A 19,163-nucleotide genomic window follows, 5' to 3' on the forward strand; every position below is an offset into this window, starting at 1 on the left:
GGGATGAAAACCGGTTAACGGCACAAGGCCCGCCAGTTTCCTGGCGGGCCTTGGAAGAAAAGGGAACCGGTTGTCGGTCCTACTTCTTGTTGCGGCGCTGGTGACGGGTCTTGCGAAGCAGCTTACGGTGCTTCTTCTTGGCCATACGCTTGCGGCGCTTCTTGATAACTGAACCCACGAGTCCCTCATTCACTGATAGTTTCGTCAGCTGCCGGTGCCCGGCGGGGCACACGTCAACTCACGGTTTTCGACGATGACGTAAAACGTTCCTTAACAGGGTACCGCCTCCGCGCCCCCCGCTTTGACCGTCGGACGGCAGCCGGCCCGCTCCGGAGCGTCAGGCCGTCCCGGTCTCCCGGTCGATCACGGCGCCGCGCAGGTACTCCTCCACGGCCGATTCGGGCACCCGATAGGAACGTCCAAAGCGCACGGCGGGCATCTCGCCCGAATGCACCAAGCGGTAAACGGTCATCTTGGACACGCGCATGACCGCGGCCACTTCCGACACCGTCAAGAAGCGCACACTCGAGAAATTGTTCTCGTCAGCCATTACGCACTGTTCCTTTACTGTAAGCAACACCGGCGGCGTGCCGCCTTGCCCCGCCCCAACAACCGTCTTCCTAGATACTTTAGAGGCTGTTGTGGCAAAAGTGAAAGTGCACACTGTAGCTTAAGCATTTTAACCAAGCACGGCCTTTTACCCTCGGGCCGCTTTCGTGGCGCGGTTCCCCGCGGCCGACGCCAGCTGGGCCAGCACATCCGCCGTGACGTCCCACTCCATGCAGGCATCCGTGACACTCTGCCCGTAAACCAACGCCGCTCCCCCGCCGTCCTGGGACACCTCCAGTTTCTGTGCCCCGCCCACCAGGAAGCTCTCCAGCATCAGGCCGGCGATGGCGCTGCCGCCAGCTTCGACCTGCGCGGCGATCTCCAGCGCCACCTCGGCCTGGCGGTGGTGGCTCTTGCCACTGTTGGCGTGGCTGGCGTCCACGATCAGCCGCGGATTCAGGCCGGCTTCGGCCAGCGCCGCGGACGCGGCCGCCACCTCCTGGGCTCCGTAGTTCGGGCCGCTGGCGCCGCCGCGCAGGATCACGTGGGTGTCGGGGTTGCCGTTGGTGGAGACCAGCGCCGCCCGTCCCTCGCCGTCGATCCCCAGGAACACCTGTGCCGCGGCCGCAGCGTGGCAGGCGTCGAGCGCAACCTGCAGCCCGCCGTCCGTGCCGTTCTTGAAACCCACCGGCATGGAGAGCCCCGAGACCAACTGGCGGTGGATCTGGCTTTCGGTGGTGCGCGCACCGATCGCTCCCCAGCTGACCAGGTCCGCCAGGTACTGCGGGCTGATCGGTTCCAGGAACTCCGTGGCCACCGGCAGGCCGAGCTCCGCCACCTCCAGCAGGAACGTCCGCGCCAGCCGCAGGCCAGCGGCGATGTCATGGGAGCCGTCCAGCCGCGGGTCGTTGATCAGCCCCTTCCAGCCCACCGTGGTCCGCGGTTTCTCGAAGTACGTGCGCATCACGATCAGCAGCTCTTCGCGGTGCTCACGTGCCACCTGCGCCAGGCGGCGCGCGTAGTCCAGGCCCGCCGCGGTGTCGTGGATCGAGCACGGTCCCACGATCACCAGGAGCCGGTCGTCCACCCCGTCCATGACCGCCCGGATGTCCTCCCGGCCGCGGGCGACGACGGCGGCGGCCTCGGCGGTCAGGGGCTGTTCCTGCAGCACCTCGCCCGGTGACGGCAGCGGGCTGAAGCCGCCCACCCGCAGGTTGTTCGTGCTGCGCGGCGAGGCCGGGTCGGCGGCTGCGACGCCGGCCGGCGTCGGCGCTTCGGTTTCCAAGAGCTGGTTGGCTGCTGAATTCATGGTCGGTGTCCCGTCTGTTGGCGGCGGGACTTCGCTACAGAACCCGCCGGAGAAATGGCGAAGGGCAGAGAATCATCTCTGCCCTGTTGGCTCTGAAGGTTGGTATGCGTAGGCGCTAGGCGGTTACGTCAGGCCCCTCCAGAGCCAACGCAAAATACGCATACCAACGAGTCGTCATACCCGGAACTGTACGCCCGGTCCGCGGGGGAAGGAAAACGCGGGCCCGGGACATGACAGATTATGACGACGGCGGGGCGCCGGCTTCTGCATCCGTAGGTGTGGGGCGCCGGCCGCTCAGGCCAGGCCGGCCAGCACGTCGATGCCGAAGACCGGTTCCCGGTCCAGCGGGCGGAGGTCTGCGATCCCGTGCGGTTCCAGTGCGGCGGCGAGCGAGCGTTGGAACCGCGGGACGTTCATGCCCAGCCCGCCGCCGAGCACCACCGGGCCGCCCATGCCCAGCCGCCGGGCGACCAGGGCAATCTGGCTGGCCAGGTCGGCGGCCGCGCGGTCGACGATCGCCTCTGCCGCCGGATCGGCGCCGTCGGCGGCGGCCACCACCAGGCGGGACTTGCCCGCCCAAAACCGCCGGTCGGTTTTCGCCGAGTGGAACAGCGCTATCAGCTCGGCCGGCTCCTGCAGCCCGCAGTCGTCCAGCAGCAGGTCCGTGAGCCGGTCCCGCCGCAGGCCCGCATCCAGGCGGGCGAGTGCGTGCCGGACGGCTTCCCGCCCCAGCCAGTAGCCGCTGCCCTCATCGCCCAACAGGTGCCCCCAGCCGCCGGCGCGGACCTCAAGCCCGGCCTCGTTGATGCCCCACACGGACGATCCGGTTCCGGCGACCACGCCGATCCCGGTGCGGAGGCGTCCGGCGGCGAGCACCAGGCGGGTGTCGTGGACAACATGGACGACCGCCCCGTGGGCCAGCGGGGCGATCAGGGCGCGCAGCGCCGCGGCGTCGCCCTCGGTGTCGATTCCGCCCGCCCCTGCGTAGACCGCCGTGATCCCGGTCGCGCCGAGCCGGCCGAAGACCTCGGCGAGGGCCGCGGCGGCCTGGGCGGGGCTGGCGTTCTGCACGTTGGCGCTGCCCGCCGTGGCTTCGGCGACCGGCAAGCCGTCGTCCAGCCGGATGCCGTGTGTCTTGCTGCCGCCGATGTCCAGCCCGATGAGTCTTTGCACCATGGGGTGAGCTTACTCGGGGCGTCCCGCCGCCGCGGAGGCCGGGCCGGAACGTCCGTCAAGCCTGCCCGGACCCGCGGGATGACCCGCACACCACCAGAACGAAACGGTGCCCGCCGTGGCGGGCACCGTCGTCGTCATCAGTGCTTGGCTGTGTGGGCTGCCTTAGATGAGGCCCAGGGCGAGCATGGCGTCGGCTACCTTTTTGAAGCCGGAGATGTTCGCGCCCGCCACGTAGTTGCCGGGCATGCCGTATTCCTCGGCGGTCTCGGCGCAGCGGTCGTGGATGCCGACCATGATGTCCGTCAGGCGCTGCTCCGTGTACTCGAAGGTCCAGGCGTCGCGGCTGGCGTTCTGCTGCATCTCCAGGGCGGAGGTGGCCACGCCGCCGGCATTCGCGGCCTTGCCCGGGCCGAACAGCAGGCCCGCGTCCTGGAAGATGGAGGCGGCTTCGCTCGTGCACGGCATGTTGGCGCCCTCGGCGACGGCGACCAGCCCGGACTCCACCAGGCGCCGGGCGGATTTCTCGTCCAGCTCGTTCTGGGTGGCGCACGGCAGCGCCACGGTGCAGTCGACGTCCCAGATGTTGCCGTCGGCCACGTAGTGCACGGCAGAGCCGCGGCGCTCGGCGTACTCCGAAATGCGGCCCCGCTCGACTTCCTTGATCTGGCGCAGCAGTTCGACGTCGATGCCGGCCTCGTCGACGATGTAGCCGCCGGAGTCGGAGGCGGTGACGACCGTGGCGCCGAGTTCCTGCGCCTTTTCGACGGCGTTGATGGCCACGTTGCCGGAGCCGGAGATGGCCACGCGCTGCCCGTCCAGGCTCTGCCCGCGGGTTTTGAGCATTTCCTGCGCGAACAGCACCGCGCCGTACCCGGTGGCTTCCGGGCGGACCAGCGAGCCGCCCCAGCCGATGCCCTTGCCGGTGAGGACGCCTGACTCGTAGCGGTTGGTGATGCGCTTGTACTGGCCGAACAGGTAGCCGATTTCGCGGGTGCCCACGCCCATGTCCCCGGCCGGAACGTCGGTGTATTCGCCGATGTGGCGGTAGAGCTCCGTCATGAAGGACTGGCAGAAGCGCATGACCTCGCCGTCGGACCGGCCGCGCGGATCGAAGTCGGACCCGCCCTTGCCGCCGCCGATGGGCATGCCGGTCAAGGCATTCTTGAAGATCTGCTCGAAGCCCAGGAACTTGATGATGCCCAGGTAGACCGAGGGGTGGAAGCGCAGGCCGCCCTTGTAGGGGCCAAGCGCGGAGTTGAACTCCACGCGGAAGCCGCGGTTGATCTGGACGTTGCCGGCGTCGTCCACCCAGGGCACGCGGAAGATGATCTGGCGTTCGGGCTCGCAGATGCGCTGCAGGATGGCGGCGTCGGAATATTCGGGGTGCCGGGCGGACAGCGGCTCGAGGGTTTCGAAGACTTCGGTGACGGCCTGGTGGAATTCCGTTTCGCCTGGATTGCGCCGGAAGACTTCGTCGCGGACTTCAAGCAGGTGGGCATCCATGGGTGCGTCCCTTCACTAGCTGACGTATGGGGGCACTCAGGTTGCTGCGGGCCCTCACACAGAAAACCATAAGAAGCGGGATCTAAGAAACACACCTGACACATCGCCGAACCGCCTCGTAACGCGCCGGACGGCGGTACAGTTGGCCGGTTTGTCGCACTGCGCCGGGCAGTTCCGGCACCGCTGGGCGCGGTGGCGGGGCGGAAAGTGCCGGCCGTCACGGGCGAACGCGCCCGCCCGTCGGGGCCCGAATGTGCGGCTCCTCACGCCCCGGGGCCCTCCGCGTCCCGCATGGGTGGCCCCTCTGGTACTCCGCCGGGCTGCCGCCTCGTGCGCCGCCGGGCTGCCGCCGGGCGTCGTCTGAGTCCAGGCCGGGCTGCCGCGCGCAACGGCTCCGGGGTCGCCGGGCACCGGCACCCGGGGCCGCCGCTCACATCGGCACCGTGGCCGCCGCTCAGCCGCGGCGGCGGCGCGGCAGTTTGGGCAGATGCGCGAAGATGTCCGCGGCCTTGGTCGTCGCCTTGTTGGCCGCCTGGCCGAGGGAGCGGCTGAGGTTGGCGGGAACCGGAACCTCGAGGCTCCGCCCCGTCACCGCATGCGCGGGTTCCTGCGGGGCGACGACGGCGGCTGCCACCGCGGGCGACACCGGCCCCGCCTCGGCGGCGGGCAGGACATCGACCCCGAACCCGATGATCCAGTCGGCCACATGCTGCAGCGGCCCGGTCTGCAGCGAGTAGTAGCGCTTCTGGCCCTGGGCGCGCATGGACACGAGTCCGGCTTCGCGCAGCACCTTCAGGTGCTTGGAGACGGTCGGCTGGCTCACCTCCAGCTCTTCGACCAGTTCGCCAACCGCCTTGTCGCCGTCACGGAGCGACCCGAGTATGTCCCGGCGGGTACCTTCGGCAATCACTGCAAAGACATCATCGATGGCCATTGCATTACCCTAACCGCATATATGCTCCGGGGCACACCCCCGGCGTTGGTCCCGGCGCCGGGCAGGGCAGAATCTCGATACCGGGTTCGGTGGACGACTGCGTCTGGCGCGGCCGCCCGGCCAGGGTCTGCCGCCCCATCCGCTGGGGGCTTGGCGAACCCAGTAACGGCCTAGTCGAACCAGGGATCGAGCCCGTGGTAGGGGAAAATTTCCTTGCGGGTGGCCATCACGGTGCGGTCCACGCCGTCGTTGGGGTCATAGCCGACCTCCCACGAGCGCCACCACAGGTCGGCGTCGTCGCCCATGTACAGCGGTGCCTGCTGGCCGTACCGCACCTCGACGTAGTCATGCCAGGACTGCGGCACCTCGCTGTGCAACGGAATGGCCCGGCCGGAAACAATGGCGAGCATGTGCGTCCAGGACCGGGGCACCACATTGAAGACGTCGTAGCCGCCGCCGCCCGTGGCGATCCAGCGGTCGCCGCAGACCTCGCGCGCCAGGTCGGCCGTGTCCAGCATCATTTGCCGCTGGGCGTCCACGCTCAGCCGAAGACTGCTCAGCAGGTCGCGGGCATGGTTGTCGCAGCCGTGCTGGCTGACGATAACTTCGGGGGCGAAGGCCCTGACCAGCTGCGGGACCACGGCATGGAAGGCCCGCAGGAAGGCGGCGTCGCCGGAGCGGGGCGGCATGGCGACGTTGACGGAACTGCCCGGCGCCTCCGGGCCCCCGCTCTCGTTCGCGAAGCCCGTCCCCGGGAACAGGTGGGTGCCGGTTTCATGCAGGGAGATGGTCAGCACCCGCGGGTCGTTGTAGAAGATCGACTGGACGCCGTCGCCGTGGTGCGCGTCGACGTCGACGTACGCGACCCTCTGCACGCCGTTATCCAGCAGGTGCTGGATGGCCAGGGCGCAGTCGTTGTAGATGCAGAACCCGCTGGCCTTGCCGCGCGCGGCGTGGTGCATGCCGCCGGCGAAGTTCACCGCATGCAGCGCCGTGCCGTCCAGGATCGCGGCCGCGGACTGCAGCGAGGCCCCGGCGATTCGGGCGCTGGCGGTGTGCATGCCTGGAAACACCGGATCGTCTTCGGTGCCCAGGCCGCGCTCGTCGTCGATGGCGTCCGAGTCTTCGCTGACCGCCTTCACCGCGGCCACGTAGGCCGGGTCGTGCACGGTCTGCAGCGCCGCGTCGCCGGCGATTTCGGCTGCGGCCAACGTGACGTTCGGGCGGTGGAAGATGGCGAATTCGTCAGCCAGCCTGGCCGTCAGGTCCAGCCGGATCGGGGACATGGGATGATGCGCGCCGAAATTGTAGGCCAAGACGGATTCACTCCACACCGCCAGAGTGGGAACCGCGGGAACTGGGGTCGCTGACATCACAGACAGGCTACGCGAAAGCACCGGTGCGCGCGCATTCTTCCCGCGCCCCGTGCGATCAATTGATGATTTACTACTGCAAGGAGCAAGTCAGCGATTTCGGAGCCGGACAGAAGCGATCGGGATGACCAGACAGCAGCCGTCATGGCTAGCCGGGCGGGAACACGAACGATTCTCGCTTTTGCGCACGCTCCGCGACTTCGTGGACAGCGTTGCCAACAGTTCCCCGGCACGGCTGGCGCTGATCGTCTACGTGGCGGTGATCCTGGTCTTCACCGGGCTGCTGTCCTTGCCCGCCGCGGCCCGCGACGGGGTCATCACGCCGCTGCACGACGCCTTCTTCACGGCTGTCTCGGCGGTCTGCGTCACGGGCTTGACCGTGGTGTCCACCGCCGGCCACTGGACCTTCCTCGGCCAGGCCGTGATCCTGCTGGGCATCTTCATCGGCGGCCTGGGCACGCTGACGCTGGCCTCGCTGCTGGCGCTCATGGTGAGCAAGCGGCTGGGCGTGCGCGGCAAGCTGATCGCCCAGTCCGCCATGAGCAACGCGGGCCGCCTGGGCGAGGTCGGCGCGCTGCTGCGGATCGTGATCACCACCTCGGTGATCATCGAGGTGGTGCTCGCCCTGGTGCTGATCCCCCGTTTCCTGATGCTCGGCGAATCCTTTCCCCAGGCCGCCTGGCACGGCATCTTCTATGCCATCTCGGCGTTCAACAATGCGGGGTTCACCCCGCACTCCGATGGCCTGGTCCCCTACGAGACCGACGAGTGGATCCTGCTGCCGCTGATGGTCGGCGGTTTCCTGGGCAGCCTCGGGTTCCCGGTGGTCATGGTGCTTCTGGAGCGCGGTTGGCGCTTCAGTAAATGGAACCTGCACACCAAGCTCACGGTCGAGGTGTCCCTGATCCTGCTGGTGGTAGGCGCCCTGGTCTGGGGCGCCATGGAGTGGAGCAACCCGGAGACCCTGGGCGGCATGAGCACCTGGGACAAGGTCCTGCACGCAACGTTCGCGTCCGTGATGACCCGCTCGCTCGGCTTCAACCTGGTGGACATGAACGACATCGAGCCGTCCACCATGCTCTTTTCCGATGCCCTGATGTTCGCCGGCGGCGGTTCCGCCTCGACCGCGGGCGGCATCAAGGTCACGACCATCGCGATCGTGTTCCTGGCCATCGCAGCCGAGGCCCGCGGCGACCGGGATGTGAAGGTCCATGGCCGGACCATCCCCGAAGGCGCCATGCGGGTGGCCATCTCGGTGATCGTCATGGGTGCCACGTTGGTGGCCTTCGCCGCCGGCCTGCTGCTGGCCCTCACCGGCGAAAGCCTGGACCGAGTGCTGTTCGAGGTCATTTCCGCGTTCGCCACCGTCGGGCTGAGCACCAACCTGAGCGCCGAGCTGCCGCCCGAGGGCAAATATGTGCTCTGCGCCCTGATGTTCGCCGGCCGCGTCGGCACCATTACGTTGGCCGCCGCCCTGGCGCTGCGCGAGCGCCGCCAGCTGTTCCACTACCCCGAAGAGAGGCCCATCATTGGCTGACAAGTCCGCATCGAACAGACGTCCCGCCCACAACGCGCCCGTGCTGGTGGTCGGCTTGGGCCGCTTCGGTTCCTCGACCGCGGAACAACTGGTCAAGCAGGGCCGCGAGGTGCTGGCGATCGAACGTGATCCGGCCCTGGTGCAGAAGTGGTCGGGGCAGTTGACCCACGTGGTGGAGGCCGACGCCACGAACATCGACGCGCTGCGCCAACTGGGCGCCCAGGAGTTCAGCTCCGCCGTCGTCGGTGTGGGCACCTCGATCGAGTCCTCGGTGCTGATCACCGTGAACCTGGTGGACCTGGGCATCGAGCACCTCTGGGTCAAGGCCATCACCCCGTCGCACGGCAAGATCCTCTCGCGCATCGGCGCCAACCATGTCATCTACCCGGAGGCCGACGCCGGCCGCCGCGCCGCGCACCTGGTGGGCGGCCGGATGCTGGACTTCATCGAGTTCGACGACGGTTTCGCCATCGTCAAGATGTACCCGCCGAAGGAGACCCAGGGCTTCACGCTGGGTGAGTCGCAGGTGCGCTCCAGGTACGGCGTCACGGTGGTGGGCGTGAAGTCGCCCGGCGAAGACTTCACCTATGCGCGGCCCGAAACCAAGGTCTCCAGCCGGGACATGCTGATCGTCTCCGGGCACGTGGACCTGCTGGAGCGTTTCGCGGCCCGCCCGTAGGGGGGCCGCCCGTAGCGGGGCCGCCCGCAAGAACAGCGGACCCAGGCCCCCTTAGGGCTCAGGCCAGCTCGCGCGACAGTTCGGCCGCCCGTTCGGCAGCGGCCGCGGCACCGCGCGCGATCACCTGCGGCAGCCCGTCGTCGTCGAAGGAGGCGATGGCGCGTTCCGTGGTGCCGTTCGGGCTGGTGACGGCACGGCGCATGACCGCCGGGTCGGCATCCGGCGCAGCGAGCATGATGCCCGCGCCGGCCACGGTCTCGCGGGCCAGCGTCATCGACAGCTCCGGTTCCAGGCCCAGCTCCACGCCGGCGGCGGCCATCGCTTCGGCCAGGTAGAAAGCATAGGCGGGGCCGGAACCGCTGACCGCGGACACCGCGTCCAGCTGGTGTTCCGGAACCACGACGACCGTGCCGGCGCCGGCGAATACTTCGCGGGCGGCCTCCAGCTGGGCATCGCTCACGTGGCTGCCGGCGGAGACGCCGACCGCCCCGCGGCGCACCTTGAGCGGCGTGTTGGGCATGCTGCGCACCAGCGGCTGGCCTTCCGGCAGGGCAGCTTCCATGGCGGCGACGGTGACTGCCGCGGCCACGGAAACCACCACGGTCCGCTTATCCAGAGCCGGCGCGATGGTCCGGCACAGGTCCGCGATGCCCGCCGGCTTCACCCCCAGCACGGCTACGTCGGCGCCCTGCACCGCATGGGCGTTGGCCGCCGGGTCGTCTTGTTCCGCCAGCACCGTCAGGCCGGGATAACGCCCGCGCAGTTCCGCGGCGCGTTCGCTGCGGCGCACCGTCGCCGTCACGTTTTCTGCCGGTGTTCCGGAGGCCAGCAGCCCGGCCAGGATGGCCTCGTTCATGGACCCACAGCCCAGGAAAGCGATGCGGCGAGCGGTTGGTGTTTCCTTGGCGTCAGCAGTCATGTCTGCCATTGAATCATGGCGCCGTCATCCGGCGCGTGCTGCCGTTCGGGCCCCCGCGCACACCCGCGGGGAAGAACTCACAGGTGCCGTTCAGGTGTTTAACGGCGTTGTCCCAAGGTCCCCGTCTAGTGTCTTAAACACCTCATCAAGGTGCGAGTGATGATGGACCGGATCTGCTGGTTCCGGTCCAGGCGCCGGCGAACAGCGGTTGACTCCCCCAACCGACCGCAACGTTCGCCGGCGTCGCCATTTAAGCCCTCCACCGCAGCCCTGCCGCGTGACGTGTCCGCGGTTTTGCGCCGCGGCTGCTAACTGCCCACCTTCTCGACGGCGGGGGCCGGCTCCAGCGCCTGCCGCACCAGCATGGTGCCCACGGGACTGACCGGGGCGTCGCTGTCGTAGAGCAGGTGATCGAAGCGTTTGAGGATCAGCCCCTCGCGCAGCGCCCACGGGCAGATCTGCAGCGTCTCGGTCTCGAACATCTCCATCGCCGCCTCGGCGACCATCGCCCCGGCAAGCAGTTGCGGCGCCCGCACCATCGAGACACCCGGCAGATTGACACGGTCGCTGACCGGCATGGCGGCCAGTCGCCGCGTCCACAGGGACAGGTCCGTGCGGTGCAGTTCCCGCCGCACGTACGGGCCGGCGGCCGAGGGTGCGGCCCCGGCGATCCGTGCCAGCGAGCGGAAGGTCTTGGAGGTTCCGACCACCATGTCCGGCCGGCCGTGGGCAGAAATTTCTTCGACCGCGGGAGCCAGCGTCTCGCGGATATACCCGTGCAGGTCCTTGATGCTCTTCACGCTCGGGGGGTCCTCGGGCAGCCACTCCCGGGTCAGCCGGCCCGCTCCCAGCGGCACCGATACAGCGTGTTCGGGCAGTTCGTCGTGGCCGATGGCCATCTCGAAGGAGCCGCCGCCGATGTCCAGGTCCAGGATGGTGCCCGACCCCCAGCCGTACCAGCGGCGGACGGCCACCAGGGTCATGCCGGCCTCCTCGGGGCCGGTCAGCTCCTGCAGCGTGACATTGGCTTCCGCCTTGACCCGGTCCAGCACTGCCCTGCCGTTGGTCGCTTCGCGGATGGCGGAGGTGCAGAAGGCCAGCATGTCTTCGGCCCCGTGCAGCCCGGCGAACCGCCAGGCCTCTCGGATAAAGCCGATGAGTTCCTGCTGGCCCTCTTCGCTGATACTGCCGTCGGCATCCAGATACGCCACCAGCGACAGCGGCCGCTTGTGCGAGGCGAAAGGCACCGGCCGGGCACCCGGGCGGGCATCCACCAACAACAAATGCACCGTGTTGGAACCGATGTCGAGAACGCCCAGACGCATGTTCATATTATGCAGGCCTCCGGCACGGGCACCGCAAACGGGCAACGGGTCCGGCCCCGGCCGCCGCGGGCAGCGGCCGGGGCGGCCGCTACTTCTTGGCGGCGGCCTTGCGCCGTACCGGCTTCTTCGCCGCCGGTTTCGCCGGTCCCTTCGCGCGCTTCTCCGCCAGCAGTTCGATGGCCTGCTCTCGTGTCAGCTCTTCGATGCTGGTGGCGCGCGGCACCGTGATGTTCGTGACGCCGTCGGTGATGTAGGGGCCGAACCGGCCGTCCTTGACCACGATGTTCTTCTCCGACACCGGGTCCACGCCGAACTCGGCCAGCGGTGCGGCGGCGGTGCGGCCGCCGCGGGTCTTCGGCTGCGCGTAGATCTCCAGCGCCTGTTCCAGCGTGATGGTGAAGATTTCCTCCTCGGAGCCGATCGACCGCGAGTCGCTGCCCTTCTTCAGGTAAGGGCCGAAGCGTCCGTTCTGCACGGTAATTTCGGTGCCCTCGGCATCGGTGCCGAGCACCCGCGGCAGGCTCAAGAGCTTCAGCGCGTCCTCGAGGGTGACGGTGTCCACGCTCATCGACTTGAACAGGGAACCGGTGCGAGGCCTGACCTTGGCCGGCTTCTTCGGCGGCTTGGGCTTGCCGTTCTTGTAATACTCCACCGGCTGTGCGGCCAGTTCCTCGGCCGTCGGCTCATGGATCACCTCGGTGACGTAGGCGCCGTAACGGCCTTCCTTGGCCACGATCGTCCGGCCGGTCTCCGGGTCCTTTCCAAGCTCGCGCTCGCCAGGCCCCTGGGTTTCCATCAGCTCGAGGGCTTTCTCCGGGGTCAGCTCGTCCGGAGCCAGGTCGTCGGGGACATTGGCCCGCTCCGGCTCCTCGCCGTCGCCCTCGCCGTTGCGTTCCAGATACGGGCCGAACTTGCCCACCCGCAGGGTGATTCCCTCGGCAATCTCGATCGAATTGATCCGGCGCGGGTCGATTTCGCCCAGGTCGTTCACCACGGTGTTCAGGCCGGTTTCCTTGCGGTCCCCGTAGTAGAAGCCGGAGAGCCACTCGGTCCGGCTGGCCTCGCCGCGGGCAATGCGGTCCAGGTCCTCTTCGAGTTCCGCCGTGAAGTCATAGTCGACGTAGTCGCTGAAGTACTCCTCCAGCAGCCGTACCACGGAGAACGCGATCCAGCTCGGAACCAGGGCGGAGCCGCGGGTGCGGACGTAGCCGCGGTCCATGATGGTGGAGATGGTGGCGGCGTAGGTGGACGGACGGCCGATGCCGCGGTCTTCCAGCGTCTTGATCAGCGATGCTTCGGTGTAGCGCGGCGGTGCCGATGTCTCGTGCCCCACGGCGTCGACCGCCTGCGCGTCCAGCGCGTCGCCCTTGGCGAGGTTCGGCAGGCGCCCGCCGGTGGCATCGTCCTCGTCCTCGCGTCCGGCGTCCTTGCCCTCCTCATAGGCGGCCAGGAAACCGGGGAACGTGATGACGGTGCCGGATGCGGTGAACTCCGCGTCCCGCCCGTCCCCGGCCGTGGCGCCCAGCCGCACGGTCGACGTCGATCCCTTGGCGTCGGCCATCTGCGAGGCCACCGTGCGTTTCCAGACCAGCTCGTACAGCCGGTACTCGTCGCCGGAAAGCTGGCTGCGCACCTGGCCGGGCGTGCGGAAAGAATCACCGGCGGGCCGGATGGCTTCGTGGGCTTCCTGGGCGTTCTTGTCCTTGCCCTTGTAAACGCGGCGGGCATCCGGGACATACTCTGGCCCGTACAGCTCGGAGGCCTGGCGCCGCGCGGCGTTCACGGCCTGATCGCTTAGCGCCGGCGAATCGGTACGCATATAGGTGATGTAGCCGTTTTCGTACAGCTTCTGCGCCACCTGCATGGTCGAACGGGCGGAGAACCGGAGCTTGCGGGCCGCCTCCTGCTGCAGGGTGGAGGTGGTGAACGGCGCCGCCGGCCGGCGGGTGTAGGGCTTGTTCTCTACTCCGCGGACGGAGAAGCTGGCGCTGCGCAGGGAGTCTGCCAGCGCGGTGGCGGCCGCCTCGTCCAAATGGACGGCCGAGCGCGCCTTGAGTTGGCCCAGATCGTTGAAGTCCTTGCCGGCGGCGACCCGGCTGCCGTCGACCGAGACCAGCTTCGCCTTGAACACCCCGCCCTTGGCCGCGTCCTCCGGCGCCACGGTTGCCAGCAGGTCCCAGTAGGAGGCCGCCCGGAACGCCATCCGCTCGCGCTCGCGCTCGACGACCAGCCGGGTAGCCACGGACTGCACGCGTCCGGCGGAGAGCCCCGCCTTGACCTTGCGCCAGAGCACCGGCGAGAGTTCGTAGCCGAAGAGCCGGTCCACGATCCGGCGGGTCTCCTGCGCGTCGACCAGGTCGGTGTCCACCTCGCGGACCTCGGTCAGGGCGCGCTGCAGGGCTTCGCGGGTAATCTCGCTGAACGTCATGCGGTGCACGGGCACCTTGGGCTGCAGCACCTGCAGCAGATGCCACGCGATGGCTTCGCCCTCGCGGTCACCGTCAGTTGCCAGATAGAGTTCGTCGGCGTCCTTGAGCATCGACTTGAGCTCGGACACCTTTTTCTTCTTGTCCGGAGACACCACGTAATACGGCTCGAAATCGTTCTCGATATCCACCGCGAACTTGCCGACCGACGTCTTTTTCAGCTCGGCCGGCAGGTCGGAGGGCTGGGGCAGGTCACGGATGTGCCCCATGGAAGCCGTGACCTCAAAGCCCTCGCCGAGGTACCCGGCGATGGTTTTGCCCTTGGCCGGGGACTCGACGATGACGAGTTTCTTACCGGTTTTTTCGCGGGCCTTGGCTGGCACTGTGCTCCTACGTAAAGAAAGGGTGTTGATGCGCTTGTAAATACGTCCCCCAACCCGGCGGGGTGGAGGACCGTCAGCACTAGGTTAGCCGCAACAGTACCGCGAAACAGAAAACGCCAGCGCGTGCAGCCGGCTGCCTCCGCGGCAACGGACCGCTGCCGATGCCCGCGGCAAGGCCCTAATCGTTGTCGATGTCGCCGGGCAGGAAGGAGAAGACGTAGTACAGCTTTTCCGCCCCTTCGCCCCGGTTTTCGGGATTGGTGGTCGGGCTGTATTCCAGCAGGATCTCGCCGATCCGCCGGCCGAGGTCCTTCCGCTGTTCCTCGGTCAGGTAGAACCGCCCCGTGCTGAGCGCAGCCAGGTGCCCCTCCTGCCGCCAGGTGTCCGGGTTCGGCAATTGCTTGTCCCGTTTGACGTACTTGGACAGGCGTTCGCGCAGGTCGTTCAGTTCCACGTCCACCACGCCCATGGTGGCGGCACGGCTGTCCGCCACGCTGGTCACGTCCAGGCGTCCGGCGGCGGCCTGCCAGTGCCGTTCCCGGCCGTCGCCCTGGTTCACGCACCGTTTGACGAATCCCCACTTTTCCAGCGCCCGCAGGTGGTAGCTCATGGCGCTGGGTGTCAGCCCGTGCCGCTGCGCCAACTCCGTGGCGGTGGCCGGCTGCTGTGTATCAAAGAGCTCTTCGATGACCTTCAGCCGCACGTTATGGGCCAGCGCACGGATGGCGCGGGCATCGGAGATATTGACCCTGTCTCCGGCCGCCGGCTCGGCCGGAGTGGCCGCCGCTGCCGTGGCCGCCCGGCCGGTCGTCGTGCTTGAAGCCTTAGTCATGATCAGTAAGTGTAATGCCGGTCACCGCTCCCGGGCGGGGCTGCCGGCCAATCCCGGACTGCAATCCGGCAACAATTTCCTATTCGCCGGCAGGCACCAGGAAGCCGTCTGCCACCAGGTTCCGCACTTCGGCGGAGAGTTGCCCGGCGAAGTCCGGCTCCTCGCGGCCCAACAGCGCCGCCAGCGCACCGATGATCTGGTCCACGCCCAGCTCGCCGTCGCACGCGGAAACGAACCCGGCCAACTCGGTGCTCATCAGGTTGGTCCGGCGCAGCCCCGCGCCCTGGCGCAGCAGGATGACGCCGGGATGTTCGGCGCCCGGCCGCTGGTGCCGCTCTTCGGTCACGTCCTCGGCCGCCCGCAGGTGCTGGCGGCCAAAGTCCGCGGCGTGCTCGGCCAGCCAATCGGCCCGCTCGACCGCCGCGGCCAGGTGCGGGCCGATGGGCTGTTCGATCGGATAGGTGATCTCCTCGAACCTCCGCAGCAATCCTGCGCCTGCAGCGGCGGCCGCGGCGTCGGGCAGGGAGCGGCGCAGCCACACGAGCCCGAAGCCGAGGGCCTCCACGTCCCGGGACGCGAAATCGTCCAGGTAGGCGGCGTACGCGGATTCGAACAGCTCGGGGTCGCGGTTCACCGAGGCGTCCCGCAGCCACGTCTGCGCATACTGCGCCGGGCTGAGCTGCTCGCGCTGGATGACCCAGGCGTCGGTGTCCGGCGCCAGCCACTGCTCCAACCGGGCGTGCCAGCTGCCCGCGCCCGCCGGAATTTCCCAGTTGCCCAGCATCTGTGCGACGCCGCCGTCGGCCAGCACCGAGGGCAGGGAGCGGAAGAGGGTGGCCACGATGTCGTCGCCGGGCAGTCCGCCGTCGCGGTAGGTGAACTGCTCGTCGGCGCGTTCGGCCGGGCGACGCGGCGTGATCACGAACGGCGGGTTGGATACCACGAGGTCGAACCGTTCCCCCGCCACCGGCTCCAACAGGCTGCCCAGCCGCAGGCTGACCCGCTCCTCCAGGTGGTCCGGGTCCAGCCCGAGGGCGCCGGCGTTGAGGGCGAGGTTGAACCGGGTGAAGGCCAGCGCCCGCTCCGAGATGTCCGTCGCGGTGGCGTGGCGGGCGTGGCCCAGCAGGTGGAAGAGCTGGATCCCGCACCCGGTGCCAAGGTCCAGGGCCCGTTCCACCTCGGTGCGGACGGTCAGCTGGGCCAGCGTCAGCGAGGCCTGGCCGATGCCCAGGACGTGATCGTGCCGGAGGACGCCGGGCCGCTGGTGCGCCCCGAGGTCGCTGGCCACCCACAGCTCGGTCTCGCCGAAGGCGTACGGGCGAAGGTCTACGGCGGCCCGCCACTCACCTCCGTCGCGCTCGGCCAGCCGGAGGGCGGCGAGCCCGTCCACCCCGGTGCGCGGGAACGCCCGCGCCAGCAGCCCGGGCGGCACGCTCCGACCCAACAGCCACAGGCGCACGACGGCGGCCAGTCGGCCCTGTGCCGGATCCTCCAGCAGGCGGGCGGTGGCCAGCACGGCCGGAACCAGCTGGTCGCGGTCCAAGGCCTCCCACGCCTCGGTTCCGAGCAGCGCCGCGACGCCGTCCACGCTGTAATCCAGGGTGGTCAGGTCGGCGGCCAGGTCCGCCAGCAGCCGCCGGTCGCTGCTGGCGGGCGCATGGGGAACGTCGGAGAAATCTGCACTATCCACGGCCCAAGTCTAGTAACCCGGACAGACACGCCCCGGACCTGCCGGCCAAGGTGCCCGCGGCCCTTCAGCGCTCACAGGTCACTGCTGCCCGTGCCTCCGGGGCGGTTCCCTGATGGTTAAATGACCTCATGCTCGTCACCACCACCTACCTTGAACAGACCGATCCGGCCCAGCTGGTGCCGGGCTCGCGCCCGCTGCCGGATGATGCCGCCGTGGTGCGGGTGCGGCAGATCAGCCCCGAGTTCAGCAAGTTCCTCTACCGCAGTGTGGGCAGCAGCTGGAACTGGGCCGACCGGCTGGTGCTCACGCGCAGCGAATGGGAACAGGCAGTGCGTGCCCCCGGGGCGGAAACCTGGGTGCTGTACACCGGCAACGCTCCGGCCGGCTACGTGGAACTGTTGGGCCGGCCCGGCGAGACCGGCACCGACGTCGAAATCATGTACTTCGGCCTGTTCCCCGAGGCGATCGGCCGCGGCTTCGGCGGTGCCCTGCTAACCGAAGGCATCCGGCAGGCCTGGCAGTTGCATGGCCGCTGGGACGGGTTTCCGCCGGTGCGGCGCGTCTGGGTGCATACCTGTTCGCTGGACGGGCCGGCGGCCGTGGCCAACTACCAGGCGCGGGGCATGAGCGTGTTCAAGACCGAGGTCGAGGACACCGAACCCCAGGATGCCACCGCGGGCCTGTGGCCCGAGACCGCGAACGCCTGACCCGTCACGGAACCTGATGCCGTTGGGTAGCCCGCGACGTCCACAAAACAGCTCCGGGACGCTCCCCTGCCCGGGACGGACGGCCCGGATGCCGCCGGGCCACACAACGGGAGCCGGCCGGCGGCAGTCAGCAGCGGCAGTCAGGCCGCGGCAGGCTCCGGGCAGCCATCCGGGCAGCGCAGGGTCTGCGGATCCGCTGCGCACGCGGAACAGTACAACGTCAGCTGGCGGCAGTCCGGATTGGAACAGTTCTCGAACTTGCTGGTCGGCGCCTGGCAGCGGACACATTCCCCGATGGTCTTGGCGTCCGGCGTGAACTCCAGGTGCATGCGCTGATCGAAGACGTAGAGCGAACCTTCCCACAGCCCGGCGTCGCCGAAGGTTTCGCCGTAACGGACGATTCCGCCGTCGAGCTGGTAGACCTCCTGAAAGCCACGGTTGACCATCAGGGACGACAGCACCTCGCAGCGGATGCCGCCGGTGCAGTACGTCACCACGGGCTTGTCCTTAAGATCGTCGTACTTGCCGGAGTCCAGTTCCTTGATGAAGTCGTGGGTGGTGGCCACGTCCGGCACGATGGCGTCTTTGAACTTGCCGATCTGCGCTTCGAAGGCGTTGCGGCCGTCAAAGAAAACCACGTCTTCGCCCACCGCCTTTTTGGCGTCGATGAGCTGGTGCAGCTCCTCGGGGCGCAGGTGCATCCCGCCGCCGACCACTCCGCCCTGGTCCACCTTGAGCTCTCCCGGGGCACCGAAGGATACGATCTCGTCCCGGACCTTGACGCTCAGCCGCGGGAAGTCTTCCGCCCCGCCCTCGGACCACTTCACGTCGAGGCCGCGGAAGGCGGGGTATTCGCGCGTGGTTTTCACGTACTGCTTCACCGCGTTCAGCTCTCCGCCGACGGTGCCGTTGATGCCGTCCTTGGAAATCAGGATCCGGCCGCGCAGGCCGAGTTTCTCGCACAGCGCGCGTTGCCAGAGCCGGACGGCGTCCGGGTCCGGCAACGGGGTGAAAGCGTAATAAAGCACAATCCGGTTCAAAGCCACGCATCAAGGTTACGCGGTGGCCGGTAATCAGGGATTGTGACAGGGTTGTCATCGATTAGGCATGCCGCCCGCGCCCGCTGTTCGGTACAGTCCTGCTATGGGTCACGAATATACGACTGACGTCCCCGACGACGTCCTTGCCGCCTGGGTCGCCGGCTGGTCGGCCTGCCGCGGCTACTCCGCCGAAGAGGTCGACGGACACCCGGCCGTGTTGCTGGCGGACAAGACCGGGGACTGGGAGTACTTCGCGTTCGAACCCGGCGACGAGGAATTCGCCGCCGTGGCCCGCGACACCACCAAGTCACCGGGACGGATCTTCACCGTGCTGACGCGCGACGCGCAGCGGATCCATCAGCTGGCGCCGCAGCATGGGCTGCGGGTGCACCACAACGCCCAGTCGCTGATGGTCACCGACATGTCCGGCCAGGACGCCGAGGACCCGTGGTACCGCGACCCCGATTACAAGACCGAGGTCGAGAAGCACGGGAACGTCCACAAGGTCCGGGTGGTGCATGAAGGAAACGAGGCCGCCCACGGCGTCGCCGCCGCCGTCGACAATTTCGCGGTCTTCGACCACATCGAAACGGACCTTAACTACCGTAGGCGCGGGCTGGCCACGCACGTGATGCGCGCGCTAATCGCCTCCGTGCTGGAGCACATGGTGGACACCGGGCTGCTGATCGCCTCGCACGACGGCCAGATGCTGTACCGGCACCTGGGCTGGGACACGGTCTGCGATGTGATGATCCTCAAGCCCGTGGCGGAGGGCTGACCG

General features: G+C 68.4%; 17 protein-coding genes. 4 read left to right on the top strand and 13 right to left on the bottom strand.

What is annotated here, in order from left to right:
• Positions 1-79: 79 nt before the first annotated feature.
• From AC5RVG_RS04310 to AC5RVG_RS04340, 7 genes are all read right to left on the bottom strand, one after another.
• Positions 80-178: a 30S ribosomal protein bS22 gene (locus AC5RVG_RS04310; protein ID WP_003792170.1), complete on the bottom strand. Its 99-nt coding sequence runs from the start codon at positions 176-178 to the stop codon at positions 80-82.
• Between the two features lie 159 nt (positions 179-337).
• Entirely contained in the window at positions 338-550 is a 213-nt protein-coding gene (locus AC5RVG_RS04315) for a helix-turn-helix domain-containing protein (RefSeq protein ID WP_493978048.1), read from the bottom strand.
• A 147-nt stretch (positions 551-697) separates the two neighbouring features.
• Positions 698-1,858, bottom strand: coding sequence for a 3-deoxy-7-phosphoheptulonate synthase (locus AC5RVG_RS04320; protein ID WP_494012830.1), 1,161 nt, complete (start codon positions 1,856-1,858; stop codon positions 698-700).
• A gap of 294 nt (positions 1,859-2,152) precedes the next feature.
• Positions 2,153-3,034, bottom strand: a complete 882-nt coding sequence (locus tag AC5RVG_RS04325) for an N-acetylglucosamine kinase (RefSeq protein ID WP_494012831.1) — start codon at positions 3,032-3,034, stop codon at positions 2,153-2,155.
• Positions 3,035-3,196: 162 nt separating this feature from the next.
• Positions 3,197-4,537: an NADP-specific glutamate dehydrogenase gene (gene gdhA / locus AC5RVG_RS04330; protein WP_494012832.1), complete on the bottom strand. Its 1,341-nt coding sequence runs from the start codon at positions 4,535-4,537 to the stop codon at positions 3,197-3,199.
• A 454-nt stretch (positions 4,538-4,991) separates the two neighbouring features.
• Complete coding sequence (locus AC5RVG_RS04335; RefSeq protein ID WP_494012833.1) at positions 4,992-5,471, bottom strand: ArsR/SmtB family transcription factor; 480 nt, start codon at positions 5,469-5,471, stop codon at positions 4,992-4,994.
• Between the two features lie 170 nt (positions 5,472-5,641).
• Positions 5,642-6,844: an acetoin utilization protein AcuC gene (locus AC5RVG_RS04340; RefSeq protein WP_494012834.1), complete on the bottom strand. Its 1,203-nt coding sequence runs from the start codon at positions 6,842-6,844 to the stop codon at positions 5,642-5,644.
• 124 nt (positions 6,845-6,968) lie between these two features.
• Between AC5RVG_RS04340 and AC5RVG_RS04345 the strand changes: the two genes are divergently transcribed.
• Together AC5RVG_RS04345 and AC5RVG_RS04350 are read left to right on the top strand one after the other, a co-directional pair.
• Complete coding sequence (locus AC5RVG_RS04345) at positions 6,969-8,381, top strand: TrkH family potassium uptake protein (RefSeq protein WP_494000638.1); 1,413 nt, start codon at positions 6,969-6,971, stop codon at positions 8,379-8,381.
• 40 nt (positions 8,382-8,421) lie between these two features.
• The gene (locus AC5RVG_RS04350) at positions 8,422-9,060 is read left to right on the top strand and encodes a potassium channel family protein (RefSeq protein WP_494001300.1); all 639 of its coding nucleotides are present in this window, start codon (positions 8,422-8,424) and stop codon (positions 9,058-9,060) included.
• A gap of 58 nt (positions 9,061-9,118) precedes the next feature.
• On the opposite strand, the gene proC is transcribed toward AC5RVG_RS04350, so the two are convergent.
• From proC to AC5RVG_RS04375, 5 genes are all read right to left on the bottom strand, one after another.
• Positions 9,119-9,979 carry a pyrroline-5-carboxylate reductase gene (gene proC, locus AC5RVG_RS04355; RefSeq protein WP_494012835.1) on the bottom strand — a complete coding sequence of 287 codons (861 nt, stop codon included), beginning with the start codon at positions 9,977-9,979 and terminating at the stop codon, positions 9,119-9,121.
• A 308-nt stretch (positions 9,980-10,287) separates the two neighbouring features.
• The gene (locus AC5RVG_RS04360) at positions 10,288-11,304 is read right to left on the bottom strand and encodes a Ppx/GppA phosphatase family protein (protein ID WP_494012836.1); all 1,017 of its coding nucleotides are present in this window, start codon (positions 11,302-11,304) and stop codon (positions 10,288-10,290) included.
• 88 nt (positions 11,305-11,392) lie between these two features.
• Entirely contained in the window at positions 11,393-14,113 is a 2,721-nt protein-coding gene (topA, locus tag AC5RVG_RS04365; RefSeq protein ID WP_494012837.1) for a type I DNA topoisomerase, read from the bottom strand.
• A 178-nt stretch (positions 14,114-14,291) separates the two neighbouring features.
• The gene (locus AC5RVG_RS04370; RefSeq protein ID WP_494000642.1) at positions 14,292-14,945 is read right to left on the bottom strand and encodes an ArsR/SmtB family transcription factor; all 654 of its coding nucleotides are present in this window, start codon (positions 14,943-14,945) and stop codon (positions 14,292-14,294) included.
• A 79-nt stretch (positions 14,946-15,024) separates the two neighbouring features.
• Complete coding sequence (locus AC5RVG_RS04375) at positions 15,025-16,635, bottom strand: DUF7059 domain-containing protein (protein WP_494012838.1); 1,611 nt, start codon at positions 16,633-16,635, stop codon at positions 15,025-15,027.
• A gap of 128 nt (positions 16,636-16,763) precedes the next feature.
• On the opposite strand from AC5RVG_RS04375, the gene AC5RVG_RS04380 reads away from it, so the two are divergent.
• On the top strand, positions 16,764-17,342 hold the full coding sequence (locus AC5RVG_RS04380) for a GNAT family N-acetyltransferase (RefSeq protein ID WP_494000644.1): 579 nt from the start codon (positions 16,764-16,766) through the stop codon (positions 17,340-17,342).
• 140 nt (positions 17,343-17,482) lie between these two features.
• On the opposite strand, the gene trhO is transcribed toward AC5RVG_RS04380, so the two are convergent.
• Positions 17,483-18,388, bottom strand: a complete 906-nt coding sequence (gene trhO / locus AC5RVG_RS04385; RefSeq protein WP_494012839.1) for an oxygen-dependent tRNA uridine(34) hydroxylase TrhO — start codon at positions 18,386-18,388, stop codon at positions 17,483-17,485.
• A gap of 97 nt (positions 18,389-18,485) precedes the next feature.
• Between trhO and AC5RVG_RS04390 the strand changes: the two genes are divergently transcribed.
• Positions 18,486-19,160, top strand: coding sequence for a GNAT family N-acetyltransferase (locus tag AC5RVG_RS04390; RefSeq protein ID WP_494000646.1), 675 nt, complete (start codon positions 18,486-18,488; stop codon positions 19,158-19,160).
• Positions 19,161-19,163: the final 3 nt, after the last annotated feature.

It is taken from the genome of Arthrobacter senegalensis (assembly GCF_059091765.1).